The following is a 19,255-nucleotide window of genomic DNA, read 5'->3' on the forward strand; positions in this document are numbered from 1 at the left end:
TAGCATCGGAATTATATATTTGAATCGTTCAGTGCGAGCGTCTCGCTCGCGATCCACTCGCGAGCGAGACGCTCGCACTACATAATTCGGATGCTACCGGATTTGATTTTATTCCTCAGGTGAATGCGGACTAAAGTCCTCACTACAGACCTTCAGAGCAATTGCTAATTGCCAATTATCAATTACCTAAGCGTAACTCATGTTACACCATAAGTGCTATAATTATTTCCCTAATGAACTTGATGGTTGCCCGATATTGGCAGCTCGATGATAAATTTTGTGCCGCAGTTTGGTGCAGTATCGCACCATAATTTTCCGCCATGCTTTTCAGCAATTATCTGATAGCTAATAGATAAGCCTAACCCGGTTCCCTTTCCCACTGGCTTGGTGGTGAAGAAAGGGTCAAATAGGCGCGATCGCACATTCTCTGGAATACCTGCACCATTATCGGCAAACACTATCTGCACTTGATTTGGTTCCGTGCGAGAGGTAGTAATGCAGATCGTGTTCGGGTTGGTGGCAATCTGATCGAAACTGCGCCCTCGGTTGCTCTCCTCCAAGGCGTCAATCGCATTTACTAGCAGGTTCATAAATACTTGGTTGAGTTGTCCTGCATAGCATTCTACCTGCGGCAAATCGCCATATTGTTTTACGATCTCAATGGTTGGGTGTTGTGCTGTCGCTTTGATGCGGTGTTGCACAATCATTAATGTGTTATCAATGCCTTCATGCAGATTGACAAACTTCAATTCTGCTTGATCCAGGCGAGCAAAATTGCGGAGCGAAATTACAATTTCCCGAATGCGATCGGAGCCTACTTGCATCGAATGCAGTACCTTGGTGAGATCTTCACTCAGAAAATTTAGATCCACATCATCTAGTTCTGTTTGCAGCGATTGGGGAGGGTTCGGATAGTGCTGTTGATATGAATTGAGCAATCGCAGCAGTTCTTGTGTATATTGATTGACGTATGTGATGTTGCCGTGAATAAAGCTAACTGGATTGTTGATTTCATGGGCTACGCCTGCTACCATTTGCCCTAGTGCTGACATTTTTTCACTCTGCACCATCTGACTCTGGGTACGATGCAATTCTTTCAGCGTGCTTTCTAATTGCTGCATTTGTTGGCTTAGTTGTCGATCGCGATTTGTTAGCTCTTGTGCCATAACGTTAAATGATTGTGCCAGAATCCCCACTTCATCTTCGTTGTTGACTGGAATGCGAGTCGTTAAGTCGCCTTGGGCTAATTGCTGGGTTGCTTGGGTTAGGCTTTGAATCCGACGCCCCAGAGATTGGGTGATGCGAAATCCCCAGAGTGTCACTCCCGTCACCAGGAAACTTCCCAGCAGCCCAAAGCCACCCACCACAAACCACAACTTTTGTTCTGCTTGTTCGGTTTGTATGACAGACTTGAGTACGGCGATTTTGAGGGTTGCGCGATCGAATCCTGGTAGCCCGATCGTTTTAATCAAGTAGTTTTCGCCTGCAATCTTTGCGACTTTAGGTAGAGATTCAGGCTGGGGAGCTTGCCAGGGTCGATCGCGATTAAGCTGTAAAGTAGAAGCAGTTATGCGATCGCCCTGGAATGCAACTAAGTGCATGGATGTGTTACCGCGAATTTGCTGAAGTAGTGCGTCGTCAATCGCACCCCCCACAACCAAACCAGCCAAAATTTGTGTAGAAGATTTGATCGAGATCAATCCCACCAGGGAGGGTACAGCCCCTTTTTCTGCCAGCAGAATGCCCGATAAACTTAGTCCAGCACGAGCCGCACGATTGATGGCAGTATCTTCTAATATTGCTTGTGTCAGTGCTCCCTGCTGCGAAGATACTAAGAGTTCACCATTTGTGTCTACGATTCTGATCAAATCCAGTTTTAAGGATGCCTGGATTGGTAACATGGTACGGAGCAATAAAGGGCGATCGCCCGCAGCAACGGCCCTGATTACATTCCTGTCCTCGCTCACCCAACGAGCTTTTAAGTAGAGCAATTCTTGCTTTTGCTTCAGATCTTGTTGGAGTAAAGTAGCCCTATCTTCTATCTCCTTGTGCGCCGTTTGTTCTAAGTTCTTTCTGGCAAAATAACCAAAGCCCAGGGTTCCGAAAGTCCACAGGCTAACGAATGCCACCAACAAAGGAGACAACAGCTTGACTGAGATTGGGAGTCGCACATATCTGAAGCCCTGTAACATATCTACTTCAACCTAGGATTGAGTGTAGCTAAAACCATGTAGTGTCAATTTAAACGTCAAGTTGTTTAATAAATCTAGCTTACCGCGCACTCTCGATACCAGTAAATATTCCTTAAAAAGGGGGAATCGATCGTCTAGTCCCTTCTTAACAAAGCTGGATAGAGAAGGATCGAGAAGATTGTTAACTCATCAGTAAGCTGACACTAGGTTCGCAGCTCAAGTTGATGCTATTTACTAACAACAAACCCAGACTTCTCCAAAGCAGTGGTTCCTGACGGGCTAAAAATGTATTTAATCAGTCCTTGAGTAGACTCCGAAGCATTTTTATGCCAAAGAATTTCGATCGGGCGTACCATTTGATATTTGCCTGCTTTGACATTTTCGGCTGTAGGCTCAACATTGTTGAGACTAAGACGGTTTACGGGTAGTTTATGGGAAATGGCGTAAGCCAGGGAAAAAGTACCGATGCTGTAGGGAGTGCTTTGAATCGCCTCGATTAATTCTCCTTCTTTGCGGAACACTACTGCTTGCGGTGAACTCTTCAAATCTTTTCCGAGATAGTGTTTGCGGAGGAGGCGTTTGGCAGATTCATCTTCTGGGCGATCGAGTACCACAATCTTAGCATCGGGCCCGCCCAGTTTTTTCCAGTTGGTCAAGGTGCCGCTGTAAATGGCTTTGAGGTCTTTAGTGGTCAGGTTTTTCACCCCTTTGACGCTGGGATGAGTAGCAACGAGAAGGGCATCGTGGGCGACTTCACGAAACTCTAATGTGCCATCATTTTCCTCGGGCTTTAATGTTTTAGAAATTGCACCAATATCAATAAGTTGTTGTTTGACTCCTGCAATCACTGTTTCAGATTGTCCCGGCTCTAACTGAGTAATTTTGGTGTTTTGGGAGGTGGATTCATAATTAGTCGCTAGCGTCTGAATCACACCTATTGTGCTGCTTGAACCTCCGATTTTGAGCGAGGCATCAGTTGGCGCTGCTGCCGTTGCAACCGTTGTAGCCGTGGAGGTACTGGCGTTTGTTGAGCAACTGGGCAAGCCAAAAAGTGCGATCGCGCCTAAAGTCAGGATTAATAAATTCCGTTTCATAGTATACAATTATTGGGTAATATTGTCAGCTTGCTAAATTTTTCATCAAACCAAACAGCAATCATTTTTTTGTGCTTCCCTGACTTGGCCTTACACTAACATAAATACCGAAAAGTGGCGATCTATTTAAAAATTCTTTACAAACTTGTGTATAGTCGAAGCGTTTGAGCAAAAATCTGTAAGTGCGATCGAATATCATATATTTTCATACTTTTGCATAATCGGGAGAGCGCGAAGTTCTAACATAGGAGTAGCAGCCATGAATAGCGGTCAAAAATTTAATTTTAAATTAGGAGAGCGTTTCTTAGAAGACTGGGCAGAACCTCCAGAAGATCCATTAGGAGAGCTTTCTCATTTTGAAATGGGATGGCGATGTTTCTGTTTTGAATACAACCATAAAGTTTTCATAGAAATAGGTGATGCTCAAAAAGAGGTGTTTTTAGATCCAGATGTCTGTATGATGATTGACAATTACTTTCCCAAGGAAATTGCGAAGCTATCGCAAGGTAAACCAATAGAAATAGACTTTGGTGAGAGTTGGTTTACTATTATGTTGCTACCGATCGACAATAAGATTAACTGCACTTGGATCGAGTTTGGGACTTCGTGCTGGGAAAAGGTGTTTGAATGCGATCGCACTCAAGTATTAGATACCCTCAGAGGATTTTTGACGGAAGTGATGCAGCTAGCTGTAGATCAGGGTTTCATCACGCTGTTCGAGAAGGAGGAGTTTATTCATCCGGCTTTTGCTAGCAGTACGGATGCTGTGGTATTGAGCAAGTAGTTGGTTTTTGGTGGTGTTTTGGGCGATCGCCCTTGACGCAGAGGAAATGGGATAGAGGAGCGATCTAAACTTTAGCATACCTAACTCAACAATCTTTCAAGTCATTATTCCCAATATTGGGAAAATTTCCCAGATTGGATTGACGCTGATATCAGGTAGAGAGGTTTATATTTATCGATATTCGGCACAAAATATAGTTGCCAATTCTGCTGGCCAGTGTTAAAGTCTTAAAAGACAAAAGAAGACAAAAACTCCTCAAATTGCCAAGTATAAGAACTCTCTAATGTCTTGTATTTTTTGCAATCTTGGATTTTTCGCAATACCGAATCCTATCCTGATACGAAAAAGGCCCGCCTGAACTACTAATTCAGACAATGCCCTCGTTTTAGCTAGGTAGCTAAGTTGATTTGACCTGTAAACGTCAGACCCACACAACTAAACCCAACTTTTGAAATATATGTTCGACAATTATAACCCACAAGATGGACTATTGTATGCCAAGCATAGCCTGACTCCGATCTTCTCTGCTTTGGAGGAGTTAAACCCCGCTTGGGCAGAGTGTATCCGCAGTCTGCTTGATGACAAGGACGAAACTATCCAAGAACAGCGACAGGAAATAGATGACTTGAAGTACGAACTTGATTGTCAGCCAAATCCTTGGGATAACGATGGTTCATCACACGCAGATTGTCACGATCGCGAATATGTTACGGATAGACTAGGAATTTAACAAAAAGCCGATCGCCCTTACCATCCAAAAAATAAGACAATGGTAAAAGGCGATCGCCCTTCACCCTAAAATCTTTCTCCACTAAACCCATGAGTACAATTCGCTTACAACTAGCCGAATACTTGAAATGTCGAGGCTTCACCCCCGAAAACTTAATCGAAGCTGTCGGCGAAACACTCAATCCTGAAACCGTATACCAACTGATCGAAAAAGCAGAAAACCTCAGCCACCTAGAGTTATCCGTCCTAGCCGCCATTATAGATGGCTTGAGCAAACTCAATGGTTTTCCAGTCGGTATCGCAGAAGTGCTCATGTTTTTTCCTGACATTTCCGAAGAAGCATTAGCAAAATCACCTTGGCGTCAACTTTACCTCGTCGATAATGAAATTCCTCCATATGATTGGGGAGATGTAGATCCGATGAAACTTGGCCAACCCGTGCGCTATATACCGGGAGTAGGTGCCGTTATTCTTGAAGACGAAAGGGTAAAGTAATAAGCGTGACTAATACATTCAACATCCGCGATATTTTACTCGTTGATTTCCCTCCTCAAACGCCTGCACTGCACGAACAACAAGGAAGACGCCCTGCTGTAGTAGTGGGGAGCCCAAGCGACACAGGTACGATCCGTTTTGAGCTTGTGATTGTTGTGCCGATTACCAGACAATCAGGAGATTGGACTGCACAAAATCCAATTTTATACCCAAGTCTTCGGGCAGGAGTGGGAAATCTAACTGCCGACTCGATAGTATTGCTGGATCAAGTACGCACTGTAGATATCCGGCGAATATTGCGGTATCTTGGCAGTTTAACCGCAGAAGAGTATCAGCCGATCGCAAATGGACTCAAGCTAATGTTCGGCTTTTAAATTATCCATTAATAACCTAACAGTCGATCGCGCAAATTCTTAATGCGATCGCCCTTCCCATTCATCTATATAATAGGTCGATATAATAGGTCGATCGGAATTTATGCACTCCGACAAAGAAACCGGGTTTTTAACGAATTTACTCGCCACAACGAAGTATTTTCACAAAAACCCGGTTTCTGGGCCCATGCGTCAGTTGTATAATCGCAACTGATGCGGATAAACCGTTTCAACACCTATCGTTTCCATAAATGATTCTGGTTCATCCTGAGTTGCGGTAACAAAATCTCCGCCAACTTCTGCTTTCACCCATCCGCCAAATAACTCGACTAAATAGGCTTCACCGTTTTTGAATACCTCAACAATTGCCCCGGCTGTTTCTGGCGGTGCAATCTCGCCATCACCGAGGGCGACTGCTTCGGTTAAACATACTGCATCGAATAACTGAAATTTGCTCATTGCTCCCCATTCTTCAACCCGCGAAGGCGGGTTTTGTTCGTGTAGACGCGGTTTCAACCGCCGAGTTTAATATACATCAAAAGCCTATTTTGAACAGGCAAGATGCCTGTTCCACGGTAAATATGGTCGATGTCTAATGTCCCAATAACTTATCCCGCAAATGCTTAATTCGATCGCGCAACTTACCAGCCTCCTCAAACTCCAACTTCTTCGCCGCCGCCTTCATCTGCGTCTCCAACCGCCCGATTAACTGAGGAATCTCGTCCAAAGATAACTCATCCACCTGTTCGTAAACCTCCTCCAACTGCTGCGAGTTCAGCTTGCGCGACACATCCAGAAACGCCAGAATCGCATTAGTCGATCGCTTTTTCGCGATCGGCTGCGGCGTAATCCCGTGCATCTTATTGTACGCTAGCTGAATCCCCCGGCGCCGATCCGTTTCGTCGATCGCCTTAACCATGCTATCAGTCAAATTATCCGCATACAAAATAGCCTGTCCCTGCACGTGGCGCGCCGCCCGCCCAATCGTTTGAATCAAAGAACGTTCCGATCGCAAAAACCCCTCTTTATCCGCATCCAAAATCACCACCAGCGACACTTCCGGCAAATCCAAACCTTCCCGCAACAAGTTGACGCCAATCAACACATCAAACTTGCCATCCTGCAAATCTTGGATAATTTCGATGCGTTGAATCGACTGAATTTCCGAGTGCAAATACCGGACTCTAATCGCCCTTTCCTGCAAATATTCAGTTAAATCCTCCGCCATCCGCTTCGTCAAAGTCGTCACCAAAACTCGCTCGTCCCGAGTGACTCTCTGCTTAATTTCCCCCAACAAATCGTCAATTTGTCCTTCCGTCGGGCGCACGAAAATTGTCGGATCGACGACTCCCGTAGGGCGAATTACTTGCTCGGCAACTCTCCCTTCCGAGATTTCCATTTCCCAATTCCCCGGAGTCGCAGAAACAAAGATGCACTGATTCTCTTTTGCCCAGAACTCCTCTGCTTTCAAAGGGCGGTTGTCAGCAGCACTTGGCAAGCGAAAACCATGTTCGATCAATACTTTTTTCCGCGCTTGGTCGCCGTTGTACATTCCCCGAATTTGCGGCACTGTGACGTGGGATTCATCTACTACCAACATCCAATCTTTCGGAAAATAATCAATCAAACATTCGGGCGGTTCTCCGGCATTTCGGCCTGCTAAATGCCGCGAATAATTCTCTACTCCGTTACAGTATCCAACTTCCCGCAGCATTTCCAAATCGTAGCGGGTGCGCTGTTCTATCCGCTGCGCTTCTAATAGTTTCCCTTCTTTTTCAAATGCTAGCAGCCTGTCTTCTAATTCGAGTTCTATTCCTTGGCAAGCTGCCTCTAATTTATCATCAGCAGTCACAAAGTGGCGCGCAGGATAAATATTTAAAGCCGTTGTACTTTGGATGATTTTACCAGTTACGGGGTCAACGTAGCGAATGGCATCGATTTCGTCGCCGAAGAATTCGACGCGAATAATTCGATCTTCGTAGGCGGGGCCGATTTCTACAACATCGCCTTTGACTCGAAATTTGCCTCTACCTAAATCTAGGTCGTTGCGGCTGTATTGGACGTTGACTAAATCTCGCAATATTTGCCGCTGGTTGACTTCCATTCCTACTTGCAAAGGGATAGCAGCTTTCAGGTATTCTGCGGGCATTCCCAAACCGTAAATGCAGCTAATTGATGCTACGACAATTACGTCGCGGCGTTCAAAGAGCGATCGCGTGGCGGAGTGTCGCAGCATATCGATCTCATCGTTAATTGCTGCGGTTTTTTCAATAAAAGTATCGCTGACGGCGATGTATGCTTCAGGTTGGTAGTAGTCGTAATAACTGACAAAGTATTCGACTGCATTGTTGGGGAAAAAATTGCGGAGTTCGTTGCACAGTTGAGCGGCCAGGGTTTTGTTGTGTGCTAAGACTAAGGTGGGTCTACCGATTTTTTCGATCGCCGAGGCAATGGTGAAGGTTTTGCCCGTACCTGTGGCACCGAGTAAGGTTTGAAATCGATCGCCCGCTTGGATGCCTTTGACGAGTTGGGCGATCGCTAGCGGTTGGTCGCCCGTGGGATCGAAGGGCGCTTGCAATTGAAAAGATGCTGCCGCAGTTACCATAGGAAAATGTCGCTATTACCGATAAATTTTAACAAAAATTCAGAGATTCTGCAATTTCGTTAAGAAAATAGTTAAACTTTATAATATTATTTTAATTATCGGTTCAAATAGAAAGCAGAAAGCCCAGAAAAGCAGTTGTCCGAACCCAGTAATCAGCAAGGAAAAAAAATTATGGCTCTCACACCCAAAGACAAAGTCAAAGCGAGCCCCCGCGGCGGCAAAGGCACTACCAAGGCCCTACCACCCGCCAGCGAAGCCAAATCAGCGGGCATTCAACTTTATCAGCCGCAACTCCTACATGACAACCGCCCCGTCGGCCCAAACGATTTTACCATCAGCGAGACAGTCTCGATCTCGGGGAATCGCCCGATCGGCGCTAGCACCCTGCACATCAGCGAAACCTACGGCACTGTAGGCAATCGCCCGATCGAAGCCAGCGACTTTGAAGTGGTGGCTACACTCGGCAGACGCCCGATCGGCTCCAGCGCCATGCAAGTCAGCGAAATGTTCAGTATGTCCGGTGCGCGCCCTATTGCGATCAGCAATCTGCACATTGATGAAGTTTACTCCACCATGGGAGGCAACCGGCCAATTGCTTCCAACGACATTGACGACAGCTCGACCTTAATGGGATTTTTAGATTAATTATTCATTGGTCATTAGTTATTAGTTTTTCACTATTAACTCTATTAACTAATGACTAAAAACACATTTTTAGAGAAGTTTGTGACCAAGGAGATTGATAATTGGAAAACTCGAAAGTAATTTATAGCGGTTCTCAGAAAGATTCGCGGACGTTGTTGGGATGCGAGCCCTCTTTGTCTGGGAGGTTATGTAAGCTGTCTGTCATACCTCATCTTTTTGAGAAAGGCTATATTTTATCCTACCAATTTCCACAATATTTTCGCCATTATTAAATAGCTCAATTGCGTCAGGAAAAGCACGAGTAAAAATACGATGCAAATCTTTATTCGTAATGTTGCCACAGGTTAGCCAAAGAATTTGAGGCGGTTTGCCAAGGCTAATTACTAAATCAACAAAATCCCTATCCTTAGGACTGAAAAATTAATAACTTCATTATCTACTCATTTGTCGGAACAGCACGGTAATTCCATTTTGGCAAATATTCATCAAAAATAATTTTCATTGTATTCTTAAATCCATCTGCTACTTTTCTACCAGTTTTATAAATTTTATCAAGCACATTTACCACCACAGAAAGTCCGGTTTTGTGTGGGTTTTTTTCATGAGCTCTTTGACAAACTCAACAGAAGTAAAAATCACTCCTTGACAAGCTCTCGTTACATGAGGAAATAAGCGATGCTCTATTGGATTATACTCCAATGTATAGGGAGGATAATGTGCTATTCTGATTTCTATATGGAGCTACGTTGACTAATTTTTGCAAATCCGATTTAAAGATATAGTGATTAGAATTATTACTGCCACCTCCATCGCATTTAATCAAGATTGAACTTGCTTGAGGGTAGAGATAGATTCCGTAATTTATCCACCATGATTTAATCGATTCACAAGCAAATTCACTCGTATCTTTACTAATACCTAGGGTTAAATATCCTCGGTTATGTTGCACATCATAAATTCCATGAGGTACTATTTTGCCCTCAGCCAAACTGAAAAAGTCATGGTCAAGTGTGGTAACTGTTTCGGTAGTATACAGAGTTCCTGAGCGATATAAATTTCCAATAAATTCCTTTTTTTTGGTATCCATGCTAATGATAGGATTTCCCTGTAACTCATACTCTTCAGTGATTCTGGCAAGATTTTCAAATTGTTCGTTACGATTCTTTGTTATTCCTGTTGTTTGTTTTTTTTGAGCTTGACGTTTCACATATCCGTGCTTTTTTAATAATTTTTTGACAACCGTTACACTGACTGTTATGCCATGAACTTTCAGACCTTCAACTATTTCTTCTTGAGTGAGATTAGTCCATTTAATTTTCTCATCCATTGGGCTGCCTGCTGTATAATGTTTTAACACTTCTAAAAAACTTTCATTCAAGCCAGGTATCAGAGACTCGCTAGTTTTTCTTCCTCCTCCTTTTTGACGAATTCTGTGTCCCTCAAAAGTAGTCTCTGATTCACTTTTTAATTCCTTAATGCCTTTGGCTATTGTATTTCTGTCTGCTGCCAAAATTCGGGATATGTAACTAATTCCACCATAACCAAGTTTTTCGGCTTCTATTGCTGCATATCTTCGTCGATCTTTTTCAGATAGAGATTGATAAAGTTTCCGCATCTGAGCAGTAATTTCAGAGGAGTAATACATAAATTTACCTGAACAAAATGAAGGAAATTAACTAACCAATTATTAGGAAAACAAAGAAGGTGAACATCGAATAAGGATGAGTTTTGACCACCAGAATGAAATGTTACATCCTTTGTAATCACTCATTTGTTTATTATACCTTGCTTGTGTTATTAAATTTTCATTCCTAAGGATGAGTTTTGACCACAAAATGAAATGTTACATCCTTTGCAATCACTCATTTGTTTATTATACCTTGCTTGTGTTATTAAATTTTCATTCCTTATCCCGTCGCTCAAAGAAATTGATAAACGCTCTAGACAAGTTTAGCGACACCGATTGCAACACTTGGCTATAAGGTTCAGCCAACCATCCAAACTCTTTTTTGAGAGCAGGTAGACGGTCGTTTCTCCCTTCCTGGGATAGCCCTTTACCAGTTTCTTTATAAAGTTGATTGGTCATGGCTAACGAATTATTCCAAAACCAACGGGCACAGCCGAATGCTTTTGATAGCGCTACTTGCTGCTCATCGTTAGGATAAATTCGTACCTTGACTGCGTGTTTCATGTCTCTATCTTACTACGAAAAACTTAAATCAGTAAATAAATATTCTAGGTCGAAGGCAAAGCTAATTGGCTGTTGGATCGGGGAGTTCCAACAGCCGCGCTATCCATCCCCACCGTGTAGACGGATGGGGAATTCCGCTAATCAGTTAAATTTTGATTGTTCCCAGACTTTAGTCTGGGAATGCATCTTTAACGACTCCAAATTGAAATTGCAACGAAAAAGTGAAAAAGACAGAAAAACTAAGTTTGTCGTATCTTTTACCTTGTTATTTGGAGACACTGGCGAGAATCTTTTCCATCTCAGAAAGCTCCAGCGCACCGGAGAATGTTTTGCCGTTCAGAATAAAGAATGGAGTGCCTTCGATTCCCAGTTTTTGAGCCAGTTGCACGTCTTTCTGAATCGCGGCTTCGGCGGCGGGGCTGTTGCGATCGCTGTTGAATTTATCTAACTTGAGATTGAGCTTTTGGGCGATCGATCCGTAAAATTCCTCGCCTAACTGTTTTTGCCCTTCAAACAAAGCGCTGTAATATTCCCAGAATTTTCCCTGCTGTTGGGCAGCCCAAGCTGCTTTAGCTGCTGGTAGCGCTTGAGGGTGAATTGAACTCAAGGGAAAATGCTTGTAAGCTAAAGTAACTTTGTCCTGGTGTTTTGCCATAAACTGCTTAACGGTATCGTGAGCGCGCGCGCAAAACGGACATTGAAAGTCAGAGAATTCTAAAAGTACAATCTGCTGCGAAGCCGAACCCGTGCTAGGAGAATCCCCGATCGCCGATTTGGGATTTGTTTTCATCTCCTGGAAAAATGACTCCTGCGCTGCTTTGAGAGACTGCTGCTGCTGTTGCTGATACGCTTGTACCGAATCTAAAATTGCTTGGGGGTTTTCGCGGATCACCTGCAAGACTTGCTCTTTAAACTTGGGATCGACTGAATTGCCAGCCGCTGACTGGGCGGGGGAACAACCGATAAATACAAGGCAACCCGCAAGCAGTGCAGCCAAGCAGAAGGCTTGCTGGCTGCGGAATTTTCGCCAAATAGTGGATATGTTCATCTTTTTTCCTGGTTTACGGCAAGACTTAATCCTACATTTAATTTTGCGGAGTGTCAGGTGTACCGCAGTTTAGTGCTGTGCAGCTATTTTTATATCTAAGCAATAATTAGCAATTGGCGATCGCAAATTCGGAGTGGGCAATTGGCAGTGGGTTTTACTAACCGGGAGCATCTCAGTTTTGCATTTATAGTGCTGTCCCCGCTCGCGTGTTTATACAAACACGCGAGCGGGGACAGCACTACAATAAAAAACGCTTCTTGCAACAATGAGATGCTCCCTACTCACCCTAACAGCAACCAGCGGCATAATTAAGATTTAAAATCTCGAAATTTAGTATGATATTGGAGCGAATAGTCTGTAGTGAGGACTTCAGTCCTCATCAAATGAGAGAGGACTGAAGTCCTCGCTACAAACAATCTCTAAAGGTTTGTAGTGAGGACTTCAGTCCTTCCTCAATCATTTCCGGCTGTTGAGCCATTTAGCAGCAACTATCCCCAAAATACCCGCAACCACTGGATTTCCCAAAAACTTCATCAAACTAGGCTGTTCTGCCAGCACTTCTCGGAAAATATCCGGGTGATTGTGATAGGTGAACGAGGCAAGCTTGGTAACATCATCAGCAGTCATGCGACTCGCGTGGTGGGTAGAAAGTCCTAATTGCTTTTCCAACTGGCGATCGTTCAATCCTCTCTTGTCCAACTGCTTGAAGAACTCCCGAGCCACGTCGTCCAGTTCGTTCGGCTTGATTTGGGCGATCGCCTTTTGCAATTCCGGTTCCAACTGTGCCGGCGGAAGAGACTCGTGATTAAAAGAACGCCCGAATAATTGTTTGCGCTGATCCGGGGAAGTTCTCTGAGCAAAATCGTCAAAATTTTCGTACTCTTCACCCGTTGTCTCAGGCATCATTTCGCGATCGCCCTGAGCCAAATCGCTCATGATTTGTCGCTTGTAATTATCGCTGCTACTCATGGTAATTATTTTCCCAACTACACAACAGTTCCGTCTCAAATTGAGATTCCTTCGACTTCAAACAACTGCGGAATATTAAAGCGTCGCGCTGCTATAAATTCCGCTTTTTAACCAAGTCAAGACTTGTCTTCAATCTGATTTGATTGCTGGTCGTACTTGGCAGTCAAAATCAGTTTTTTGTCAGAAGCATAAACCAAAACACTTAAATCCTGATTTGGGAAATTAACGTTCGCGAGCGGGGACGCTCGCGCTAAGGAATGAGAATTAAATAACTTACAATTTTTATTGTTCTTGTGGGATGGGCGGGAGAGCCCATTCTTTCTGGACGGGCGGGACGCCCATCCCACAAACTTGTGTAAGTTATTAACTTTTCGTTCCTAATGACAACTCACAAACGTTCGCGAGCGAGGACGCTCGCGCTAATGACAAATAACAAATAACAAATAACAAATAACAACTAACAACTAACAACTAACAACTAACAAATAACAACTAACAACTAACAACTAACAACTGACTTCAAAAAAAGAGTGTGGGCAAGACTTCATCTTACCCACACCCTAAAAAAACGTTATTAGTTTTAATCTACCTTGTGATGACATTCTTTATCTATTTTGTGCTGAAGTTCTTCTTTCAACTGTTCCACAGCGCGCATAGTTTGAGCTTTTTCTTGTTTCTGCTGGCCGAGGGCTTTTTCTGTTTCCTCGCCCAGCAATTTTTCCCTTGATTTTGGTAATGTAACTTCGCTGCCACTTACAGTGTGGATCTGGTTTTCTTCAATATTCATTAGTTTTCACCGCTTTTAAAAATCTAGGTAAACCTAGCAAGACTCAGCGGTTTAAGGTTCTTAAGCATTCTTTCCTATCGCTTACGCTTCCTCAATGTCAAGGTTGCCCAGGAAATCCCAGTTAGAGTTAGAATAGTAACTATGTCTATTAGTTATTATTCCAGATTGCTTGATTTTTTTATTCAGTTGATTCCACAGGCTCCAAACGTGCTTTGTTGAGTTCACCTCAACAAAGGCGGTTAAGGAGCCTGGTATTTTTTCCGACAATCTCATTCCCCTACGGCCGATAACTAACGCCGCTGCTTCATCACTAGCCAAACCATACATCCTCAGATATTTGACTAAACCAATAATACTAGAATAAGCAGGATTGACCGTTAAAAGCTCAATACCTCTGTTAGAAAGAATTGAGTTTAACAACTTAAACAACTCAGAATAAGCCCAACCTGATAGCATCCGAGCATATTTCTTGCCACGTTCTCTAAGTTGCTCTTTCTTGCTGGTAAAGTCTAATTCCTCGCAGACTATTGGACATTGAAACTTGATAGCTAATGCCGATAATTCTCGGCAAGCTTTAACAATTTGAGCTTGCTGTTGACCCTTGCGTAAACCAGTTTGTAGTCGAATTTTACCCTGTGCTTTCAAGTTACCTTCGGTATCAATATACGCCCAACCAATCGAGCCGGGATTCATGTCGATACCAATACAACCATAATCTACAGAACGCGATACCTGCTCAACATTGGAGGGCGTGAAACTAACAGCAACACACCATTTACCAGATTTATAATAGAAGTGCCAAGTTTTAGCGCCCGTAGCTGGTAATCGGTTAATATTGCGAGGGAAATCGCCAATATACGAATCTACATTTTTACCAAACTTAGATTCTAAACAAGCTGGCACTCTAACTATTAAATTATCCCCATCCCACTGACACACTTGATTACCATAAGATTCATCTTTGGAACCCACGATAAAGGCTTGATTCTTGGGGACACGAACCCGCACAGGGATTGATTTTAGGACGGCTAATATTTGCCGATACCTGGTCAGCTTACGTTTTTTATTGTGTATCTGAAAGCGTAGGTTTTGCCAGTTAGTTTGTCTATACTTTAGGTCACTAGATAACGGAAATGCACAACCGCTTTTACTATTTTGCCAGTTCTTTTTAGCGTAAAACTTCCGAGCTAATTTGAGTTTTCTCTCAGCTTTTGTTAGCCAAGCTTCACAAGATTTAGCTTGATTTTCTAAGGTTTTTATGTGTGAAATCCGGCACTCCTTGGCGCTATCAACAGCACCCTTAGCCGATGAGATTACACCATTGGCATGACGTTTGCTAATACCGTAAGTTTTTTGTAGGTGCGTGTTCCAGTATGACTTGTTAAATCCTTCTCCTAACATCATAAAGTTGACAGTTTCACATACTGCTTTGTGAAATATTGGTGTGTAAGCGCTCAAAAACATTTCTAGCTGAGTTTTACCGATCGCGTTCAACTCATCTATCGGTGTAGAAAGTGCTTTGCAGTAAGTGATGCTGGTCATTGAGTTCGATAGTTGTCGGGTTCGCCTGACTTGATTTTTATATATTAACATCTATCTTAAATCTACTGACCACCCTTGAATTAACTTTTATTTCTAGGTAAATCTAGGTATTTTGGCAACTGCTGACAACCCTAATTTATGCCAAAAATATTTTCAACAAGGCTAATTCAAAGTTGACCTTACCTCGATCCTAAGGTAAAGCACGGAGAGTTCCCTCTGCCTGAAGGGTGATAGGGGCTGGGGAAGAGTGGGTGAGTTTTGAGGTTTGAGTATTATACTAAGAGCAATCTACCGAGAGTTACATCTCCCGGAAGCAAGATATGGGAATGGGAATAGTGTCTGAGTAGGTGCTATTAGTTGGTGACTCGCACGCAGCTAGGCGGTGAATGAGTTGGGGAGAGGAGATGGATGAGAGCGTGGGAGAGTGTAAGAGGGAAGAGGGGGATAATTTTTCTGCTGCATTGCACAAGTGGGTTCTACCGTTTGTTTGATGAGGCTGCTTAGACCTCCGTCACAGATTGAGAGAAAAATCGGTGACAGGTTAGTGCAGAATTAAGTCAATGCAGGAAGGTTTGACCGTTAAAATCAACAAGATGCAGCAATTGTCAAGTTGTGTGGCGATCGGGTGAAATAATCTGCTAAACCAGAGTTAGCCTCCGGACTAACTTCCCGCAGGATTGAACTAAAATTTCTGTTATTAGTAAAAAGTATCTAAAACCCTATGGGAGCAAGCAGCAGTAACCCCCTCGAAGCAGCCGGCCAAACTTGTGAGCCGATCAAAATAGGCGTGTTGCATTCGCTGACGGGAACTATGTCCATCAGCGAAATTTCTGTAAAAGATGCGACGCTGTTGGCTGTTGAGGAAATTAATGCGGCGGGAGGGGTACTCGGACGCCCCTTGGAAGCGGTGATAGCAGATGGAGCCAGCGATTTGCAGACTTTTGCTCAAAAAGCTAAGCAATTGCTCCAAGAATCGCAGGTGGCGGTGGTATTTGGTTGTTGGACTTCGGCTAGTCGCAAGGCGGTACTGCCGGCTTTTGAGTACGGCAATGGGTTGCTCTTTTATCCGGTACAGTATGAAGGGCTAGAACAGTGTCCGAATATTTTTTACACTGGTGCGGCCCCGAACCAACAGATTGTACCTGGGGTGAATTACTTGCTGGCTCAGGGGAAGCGGAAAATTTTCCTGTTGGGTTCTGATTATATTTTTCCCCGGACGGCAAATTTGATTGTGAAAGCTCAACTGGCTGCACTCGGAGGAGAGTTGGCGGGGGAAGTGTATCTGCCACTGGGTTCGAGGGAGGTGGACGAGGCGATCGCACATATTTTAGCAGTGAAACCGGATGCGATTCTCAACAGTCTTAACGGCGACAGCAATGTGGCTTTTTTCCTTCGTCTGCGGGAAGCTGGTTTGAAACCGGAGGATTTGCCGGTGATGTCGGTTAGCGTGGCAGAAGAGGAAATACGGGCGATAGGGCCGTCCAATATTGCCGGACATTGGGTGGTTTGGAACTATTTTCAAACTGTTGATACAGCGGAAAATCAGAAATTTGTTAAGGATTATAAAGCGAGATACGGGGAAAATCGTGTCACGGATGACCCAATCGAAGCGGCTTATTTGGGGGTTTATCTGTGGAAGAAAGCAGTAGAAAAAGCTGGTTCGATAGATGTAATTAAAGTCAGGGCGGCTGCTAAAAATATTGAGTTTGCAGCGCCTTCTGGCATGGTAAAAATAGATGCCAAAACTCAGCATACCTGGAAAACAGTGCGGATTGGTCAGGTGCGATCGGACGGTCAAATTGAGGAGATTTGGAATTCCGGGGCACCTGTACAGCCGGATCCTTTTCTCAAAAGCTACCCTTGGGCGGCCGCACTAAGTCCGAAGCAGATTTCTGTGGGTACTAGGGCTTCTTTGCTCGGGCTGTTTGTGATCATGGTACTGATCGCTTGGATGGCGGTGGGAGTCGGGTGGATGGGTTCTTTGGAGATGAAGAACTCTTTGCTGGCGATGCAGGCAGCATCAGCTCCAGCGGGGGCTGCGGAGGCAACAATGGCGGTGCTGGCCGAGCAAACTATGGCTGTGGCGAGTCGCACTCAGAGTTGGCTGGTGGGGGCTTTGGTTTTGAGTTCGATCGCAGGTATAGTTGCTTGTGTGTCGGTGTCGGCGATTATTCGGAATTTGGGTTTGCTCCGGGAAACTGCCCAACTGATTGCGAGCGGTGATTTGACGGCTCGATCGCCTGTGGTGTCTAATGATGCGATCGGAGTTCTATCTTCTACTCTCAATACAATGGCTCAGCAAATTAGCAGTTTGCTCAAAGGTTTGGAGGTGCGGCAACGACAGCTAGAAGAGCGATCGGGTGAATTGGAAATTGCTAAGAACGCTGCGGAAGCTGCTAACCGCGCGAAAAGCACGTTTTTGGCAAATATGACTCACGAATTGCGGACGCCCTTAAATGCGATTATTGGCTACAGCGAGCTGCTGCAAGAAGAGGCTCTTGAACTCGGCGAAGAAGAGTTTGTGATGGATTTGGCAAGCATTAATATGGCAGGCAAGCAGTTGCTGAACATTATTAGTGACATCCTGGATATTTCTAAAATAGAAGCAGGAAAGATGACTCTTTTCCTGGAGACTTTTGATGTCTTGAATTTAGTCGATCAGGTTATGACTACTGTTCAACCGCTGGTGGGGAAAAATGGCAATACTTTGAGTGTCAATTGCGATCGCGATATTGGTACGATCTACGCTGATTCGGCGAAGCTGCGGCAAGCGCTGTTGAATTTGGCCAGCAATGCTGCTAAGTTTACCGATCGAGGCAAAATTACAATTAATGTTTGGAAGGAAGAATCGGAAGTTTTGCCGGTGGAGAATTCCGAGGATATCTCGGATATTGCCTCTGAATTTCACAAATATTCGATCGTGTTTCAAGTCACCGATACGGGCATCGGCATGACTGACGATCAGATTTCGAGGCTGTTTGGAGCTTTTTCACAAGCGGACGATTCGACTACCCGCAGGTACGGTGGCACGGGTTTGGGGCTTACTATTAGCCGAAAGTTTTGCCAGATGATGGGCGGGGATATTACAGTTGAGAGCCAGTTTGATTGCGGTTCTACTTTTACGATTCGCTTGCCGATGGCGATTAAAATCGAGAAAGAAGCCGAGGGCGATCGAACACCGGAAGAAACGGCGCAGCAAGAAGTGCGATCGCAAGCGCTGGAACTTCCTGATGCTGCGACTGTGCTAGTAATTGACGACGATCCTGACTCGCGAGATTTGATCGCCCGCTGCTTGTCGAAACAAGGATTTCGGGTACTCTCGTCAGCTAGCGGTGAGGCAGGGCTTGAGTTAGCTAAGGAGTCGCTACCTGATGCGATTACTCTAGACGTGATGATGCCGAGTATGGACGGCTGGGCGGTTCTCTCGGCCTTGAAAGCCGATCCGGAGTTAGCTAATATTCCGGTGATTATGTTGACTTTTTTGGACGATCAAAATCATGGTTTAGAATTGGGAGCGGCGGAGTATTTGAGGAAGCCTTTGGATTACAAACGCTTTGCTGATTTATTGAGTAAATATCAGCGCCCGCAAAAGTAGTCTGTTGACGGTTGACGGTTGACGGTTGACGGTTGACCATTTGTGACAAGTTAAGAAAAAGTGCAAATTGTCAAGGGGGTAGACTTGCAAGAGGTAAAATAGGATGAAACCTTGACCGGGTAAGCAGTTGAGCCATAATTGAACCAGTTTATGAGTAGCAAAAAACGAATCAACCGAGATCATGCAAAGAAAAAAAATCGTCCTC

16 protein-coding genes and 2 pseudogenes are annotated in these 19,255 nt (G+C 44.3%); 6 read left to right on the forward strand and 12 right to left on the reverse strand.

Features of this window, described 5'->3' with window-relative positions:
* Positions 1-230: 230 nt before the first annotated feature.
* Positions 231-2,192: an ATP-binding protein gene (locus JGK11_RS02105; RefSeq protein WP_293197916.1), complete on the reverse strand. Its 1,962-nt coding sequence runs from the start codon at positions 2,190-2,192 to the stop codon at positions 231-233.
* Between the two features lie 227 nt (positions 2,193-2,419).
* Positions 2,420-3,286: a substrate-binding domain-containing protein gene (locus tag JGK11_RS02110; RefSeq protein WP_293174217.1), complete on the reverse strand. Its 867-nt coding sequence runs from the start codon at positions 3,284-3,286 to the stop codon at positions 2,420-2,422.
* A 259-nt stretch (positions 3,287-3,545) separates the two neighbouring features.
* On the opposite strand from JGK11_RS02110, the gene JGK11_RS02115 reads away from it, so the two are divergent.
* The 4 genes from JGK11_RS02115 (at position 3,546) to JGK11_RS02130 (ending at position 5,668) form a co-directional block, all read left to right on the forward strand.
* Positions 3,546-4,070, forward strand: a complete 525-nt coding sequence (locus JGK11_RS02115; RefSeq protein WP_293210409.1) for a hypothetical protein — start codon at positions 3,546-3,548, stop codon at positions 4,068-4,070.
* A 457-nt stretch (positions 4,071-4,527) separates the two neighbouring features.
* Entirely contained in the window at positions 4,528-4,800 is a 273-nt protein-coding gene (locus JGK11_RS02120) for a hypothetical protein (protein WP_293174212.1), read from the forward strand.
* An 89-nt stretch (positions 4,801-4,889) separates the two neighbouring features.
* Entirely contained in the window at positions 4,890-5,294 is a 405-nt protein-coding gene (locus JGK11_RS02125) for a hypothetical protein (protein ID WP_293197917.1), read from the forward strand.
* Between the two features lie 5 nt (positions 5,295-5,299).
* Positions 5,300-5,668, forward strand: coding sequence for a type II toxin-antitoxin system PemK/MazF family toxin (locus tag JGK11_RS02130; RefSeq protein WP_293174206.1), 369 nt, complete (start codon positions 5,300-5,302; stop codon positions 5,666-5,668).
* Positions 5,669-5,860: 192 nt separating this feature from the next.
* On the opposite strand, the gene JGK11_RS02135 is transcribed toward JGK11_RS02130, so the two are convergent.
* Entirely contained in the window at positions 5,861-6,184 is a 324-nt protein-coding gene (locus JGK11_RS02135; protein ID WP_293174203.1) for a DUF4926 domain-containing protein, read from the reverse strand.
* A 76-nt stretch (positions 6,185-6,260) separates the two neighbouring features.
* Positions 6,261-8,273, reverse strand: coding sequence for an excinuclease ABC subunit UvrB (gene uvrB / locus JGK11_RS02140; RefSeq protein ID WP_293174200.1), 2,013 nt, complete (start codon positions 8,271-8,273; stop codon positions 6,261-6,263).
* A gap of 171 nt (positions 8,274-8,444) precedes the next feature.
* On the opposite strand from uvrB, the gene JGK11_RS02145 reads away from it, so the two are divergent.
* Entirely contained in the window at positions 8,445-8,918 is a 474-nt protein-coding gene (locus tag JGK11_RS02145; RefSeq protein ID WP_293174197.1) for a hypothetical protein, read from the forward strand.
* Positions 8,919-9,119: 201 nt separating this feature from the next.
* Here the strand turns inward: JGK11_RS02145 and JGK11_RS32790 are convergent.
* The 8 genes and pseudogenes from JGK11_RS32790 to JGK11_RS02185 all read right to left on the reverse strand — a co-directional run.
* A pseudogene (locus JGK11_RS32790) lies at positions 9,120-9,314 on the reverse strand (DUF5615 family PIN-like protein); the annotation flags it as partial.
* A gap of 40 nt (positions 9,315-9,354) precedes the next feature.
* Positions 9,355-9,617 (reverse strand): annotated as a pseudogene (locus JGK11_RS32795) (hypothetical protein).
* A complete protein-coding gene (locus JGK11_RS02160) occupies positions 9,607-10,563 on the reverse strand; it encodes an ISAzo13 family transposase (RefSeq protein WP_293202696.1) in 957 nt (318 codons plus the stop codon). The pseudogene JGK11_RS32795 and the gene JGK11_RS02160 overlap by 11 nt, the downstream one beginning before the upstream one ends.
* A gap of 255 nt (positions 10,564-10,818) precedes the next feature.
* Positions 10,819-11,109 (reverse strand): helix-turn-helix domain-containing protein, encoded by a 291-nt coding sequence (locus tag JGK11_RS02165; RefSeq protein ID WP_293189355.1) that lies wholly within the window; start codon positions 11,107-11,109, stop codon positions 10,819-10,821.
* Positions 11,110-11,374: 265 nt separating this feature from the next.
* Positions 11,375-12,157, reverse strand: a complete 783-nt coding sequence (locus JGK11_RS02170) for a DsbA family protein (protein ID WP_293174188.1) — start codon at positions 12,155-12,157, stop codon at positions 11,375-11,377.
* Between the two features lie 456 nt (positions 12,158-12,613).
* A complete protein-coding gene (locus tag JGK11_RS02175) occupies positions 12,614-13,126 on the reverse strand; it encodes a hypothetical protein (RefSeq protein WP_293174185.1) in 513 nt (170 codons plus the stop codon).
* Positions 13,127-13,706: 580 nt separating this feature from the next.
* The gene (locus tag JGK11_RS02180) at positions 13,707-13,913 is read right to left on the reverse strand and encodes a hypothetical protein (protein ID WP_293174182.1); all 207 of its coding nucleotides are present in this window, start codon (positions 13,911-13,913) and stop codon (positions 13,707-13,709) included.
* An 81-nt stretch (positions 13,914-13,994) separates the two neighbouring features.
* On the reverse strand, positions 13,995-15,455 hold the full coding sequence (locus JGK11_RS02185; RefSeq protein WP_293174179.1) for a hypothetical protein: 1,461 nt from the start codon (positions 15,453-15,455) through the stop codon (positions 13,995-13,997).
* 721 nt (positions 15,456-16,176) lie between these two features.
* Between JGK11_RS02185 and urtA the strand changes: the two genes are divergently transcribed.
* Positions 16,177-19,050: an urea ABC transporter substrate-binding protein gene (urtA, locus tag JGK11_RS02190; RefSeq protein WP_293210411.1), complete on the forward strand. Its 2,874-nt coding sequence runs from the start codon at positions 16,177-16,179 to the stop codon at positions 19,048-19,050.
* The last annotated feature ends 205 nt before the right edge of the window (positions 19,051-19,255 follow it).

This window comes from Microcoleus sp. PH2017_34_RAT_O_A (assembly GCF_020737885.1).
GTDB lineage: Bacteria > Cyanobacteriota > Cyanobacteriia > Cyanobacteriales > Microcoleaceae > Microcoleus.

Excerpts from the sequence above, each read along its gene's own strand:
- JGK11_RS02105 (WP_293197916.1), bottom strand. The coding sequence starts at position 2,192 with ATGTTACAGGGCTTCAGATATGTGCGACTCCCAATCTCAGTCAAGCTG.
- JGK11_RS02110 (WP_293174217.1), bottom strand. The coding sequence starts at position 3,286 with ATGAAACGGAATTTATTAATCCTGACTTTAGGCGCGATCGCACTTTTT.
- JGK11_RS02115 (WP_293210409.1), top strand. The coding sequence starts at position 3,546 with ATGAATAGCGGTCAAAAATTTAATTTTAAATTAGGAGAGCGTTTCTTA.
- JGK11_RS02120 (WP_293174212.1), top strand. The coding sequence starts at position 4,528 with ATGTTCGACAATTATAACCCACAAGATGGACTATTGTATGCCAAGCAT.
- JGK11_RS02125 (WP_293197917.1), top strand. The coding sequence starts at position 4,890 with ATGAGTACAATTCGCTTACAACTAGCCGAATACTTGAAATGTCGAGGC.
- uvrB (WP_293174200.1), bottom strand. The coding sequence starts at position 8,273 with ATGGTAACTGCGGCAGCATCTTTTCAATTGCAAGCGCCCTTCGATCCC.
- JGK11_RS02145 (WP_293174197.1), top strand. The coding sequence starts at position 8,445 with ATGGCTCTCACACCCAAAGACAAAGTCAAAGCGAGCCCCCGCGGCGGC.
- JGK11_RS02160 (WP_293202696.1), bottom strand. The coding sequence starts at position 10,563 with ATGTATTACTCCTCTGAAATTACTGCTCAGATGCGGAAACTTTATCAA.
- JGK11_RS02165 (WP_293189355.1), bottom strand. The coding sequence starts at position 11,109 with ATGAAACACGCAGTCAAGGTACGAATTTATCCTAACGATGAGCAGCAA.
- JGK11_RS02170 (WP_293174188.1), bottom strand. The coding sequence starts at position 12,157 with ATGAACATATCCACTATTTGGCGAAAATTCCGCAGCCAGCAAGCCTTC.
- JGK11_RS02175 (WP_293174185.1), bottom strand. The coding sequence starts at position 13,126 with ATGAGTAGCAGCGATAATTACAAGCGACAAATCATGAGCGATTTGGCT.
- JGK11_RS02180 (WP_293174182.1), bottom strand. The coding sequence starts at position 13,913 with ATGAATATTGAAGAAAACCAGATCCACACTGTAAGTGGCAGCGAAGTT.
- JGK11_RS02185 (WP_293174179.1), bottom strand. The coding sequence starts at position 15,455 with ATGACCAGCATCACTTACTGCAAAGCACTTTCTACACCGATAGATGAG.
- urtA (WP_293210411.1), top strand. The coding sequence starts at position 16,177 with ATGGGAGCAAGCAGCAGTAACCCCCTCGAAGCAGCCGGCCAAACTTGT.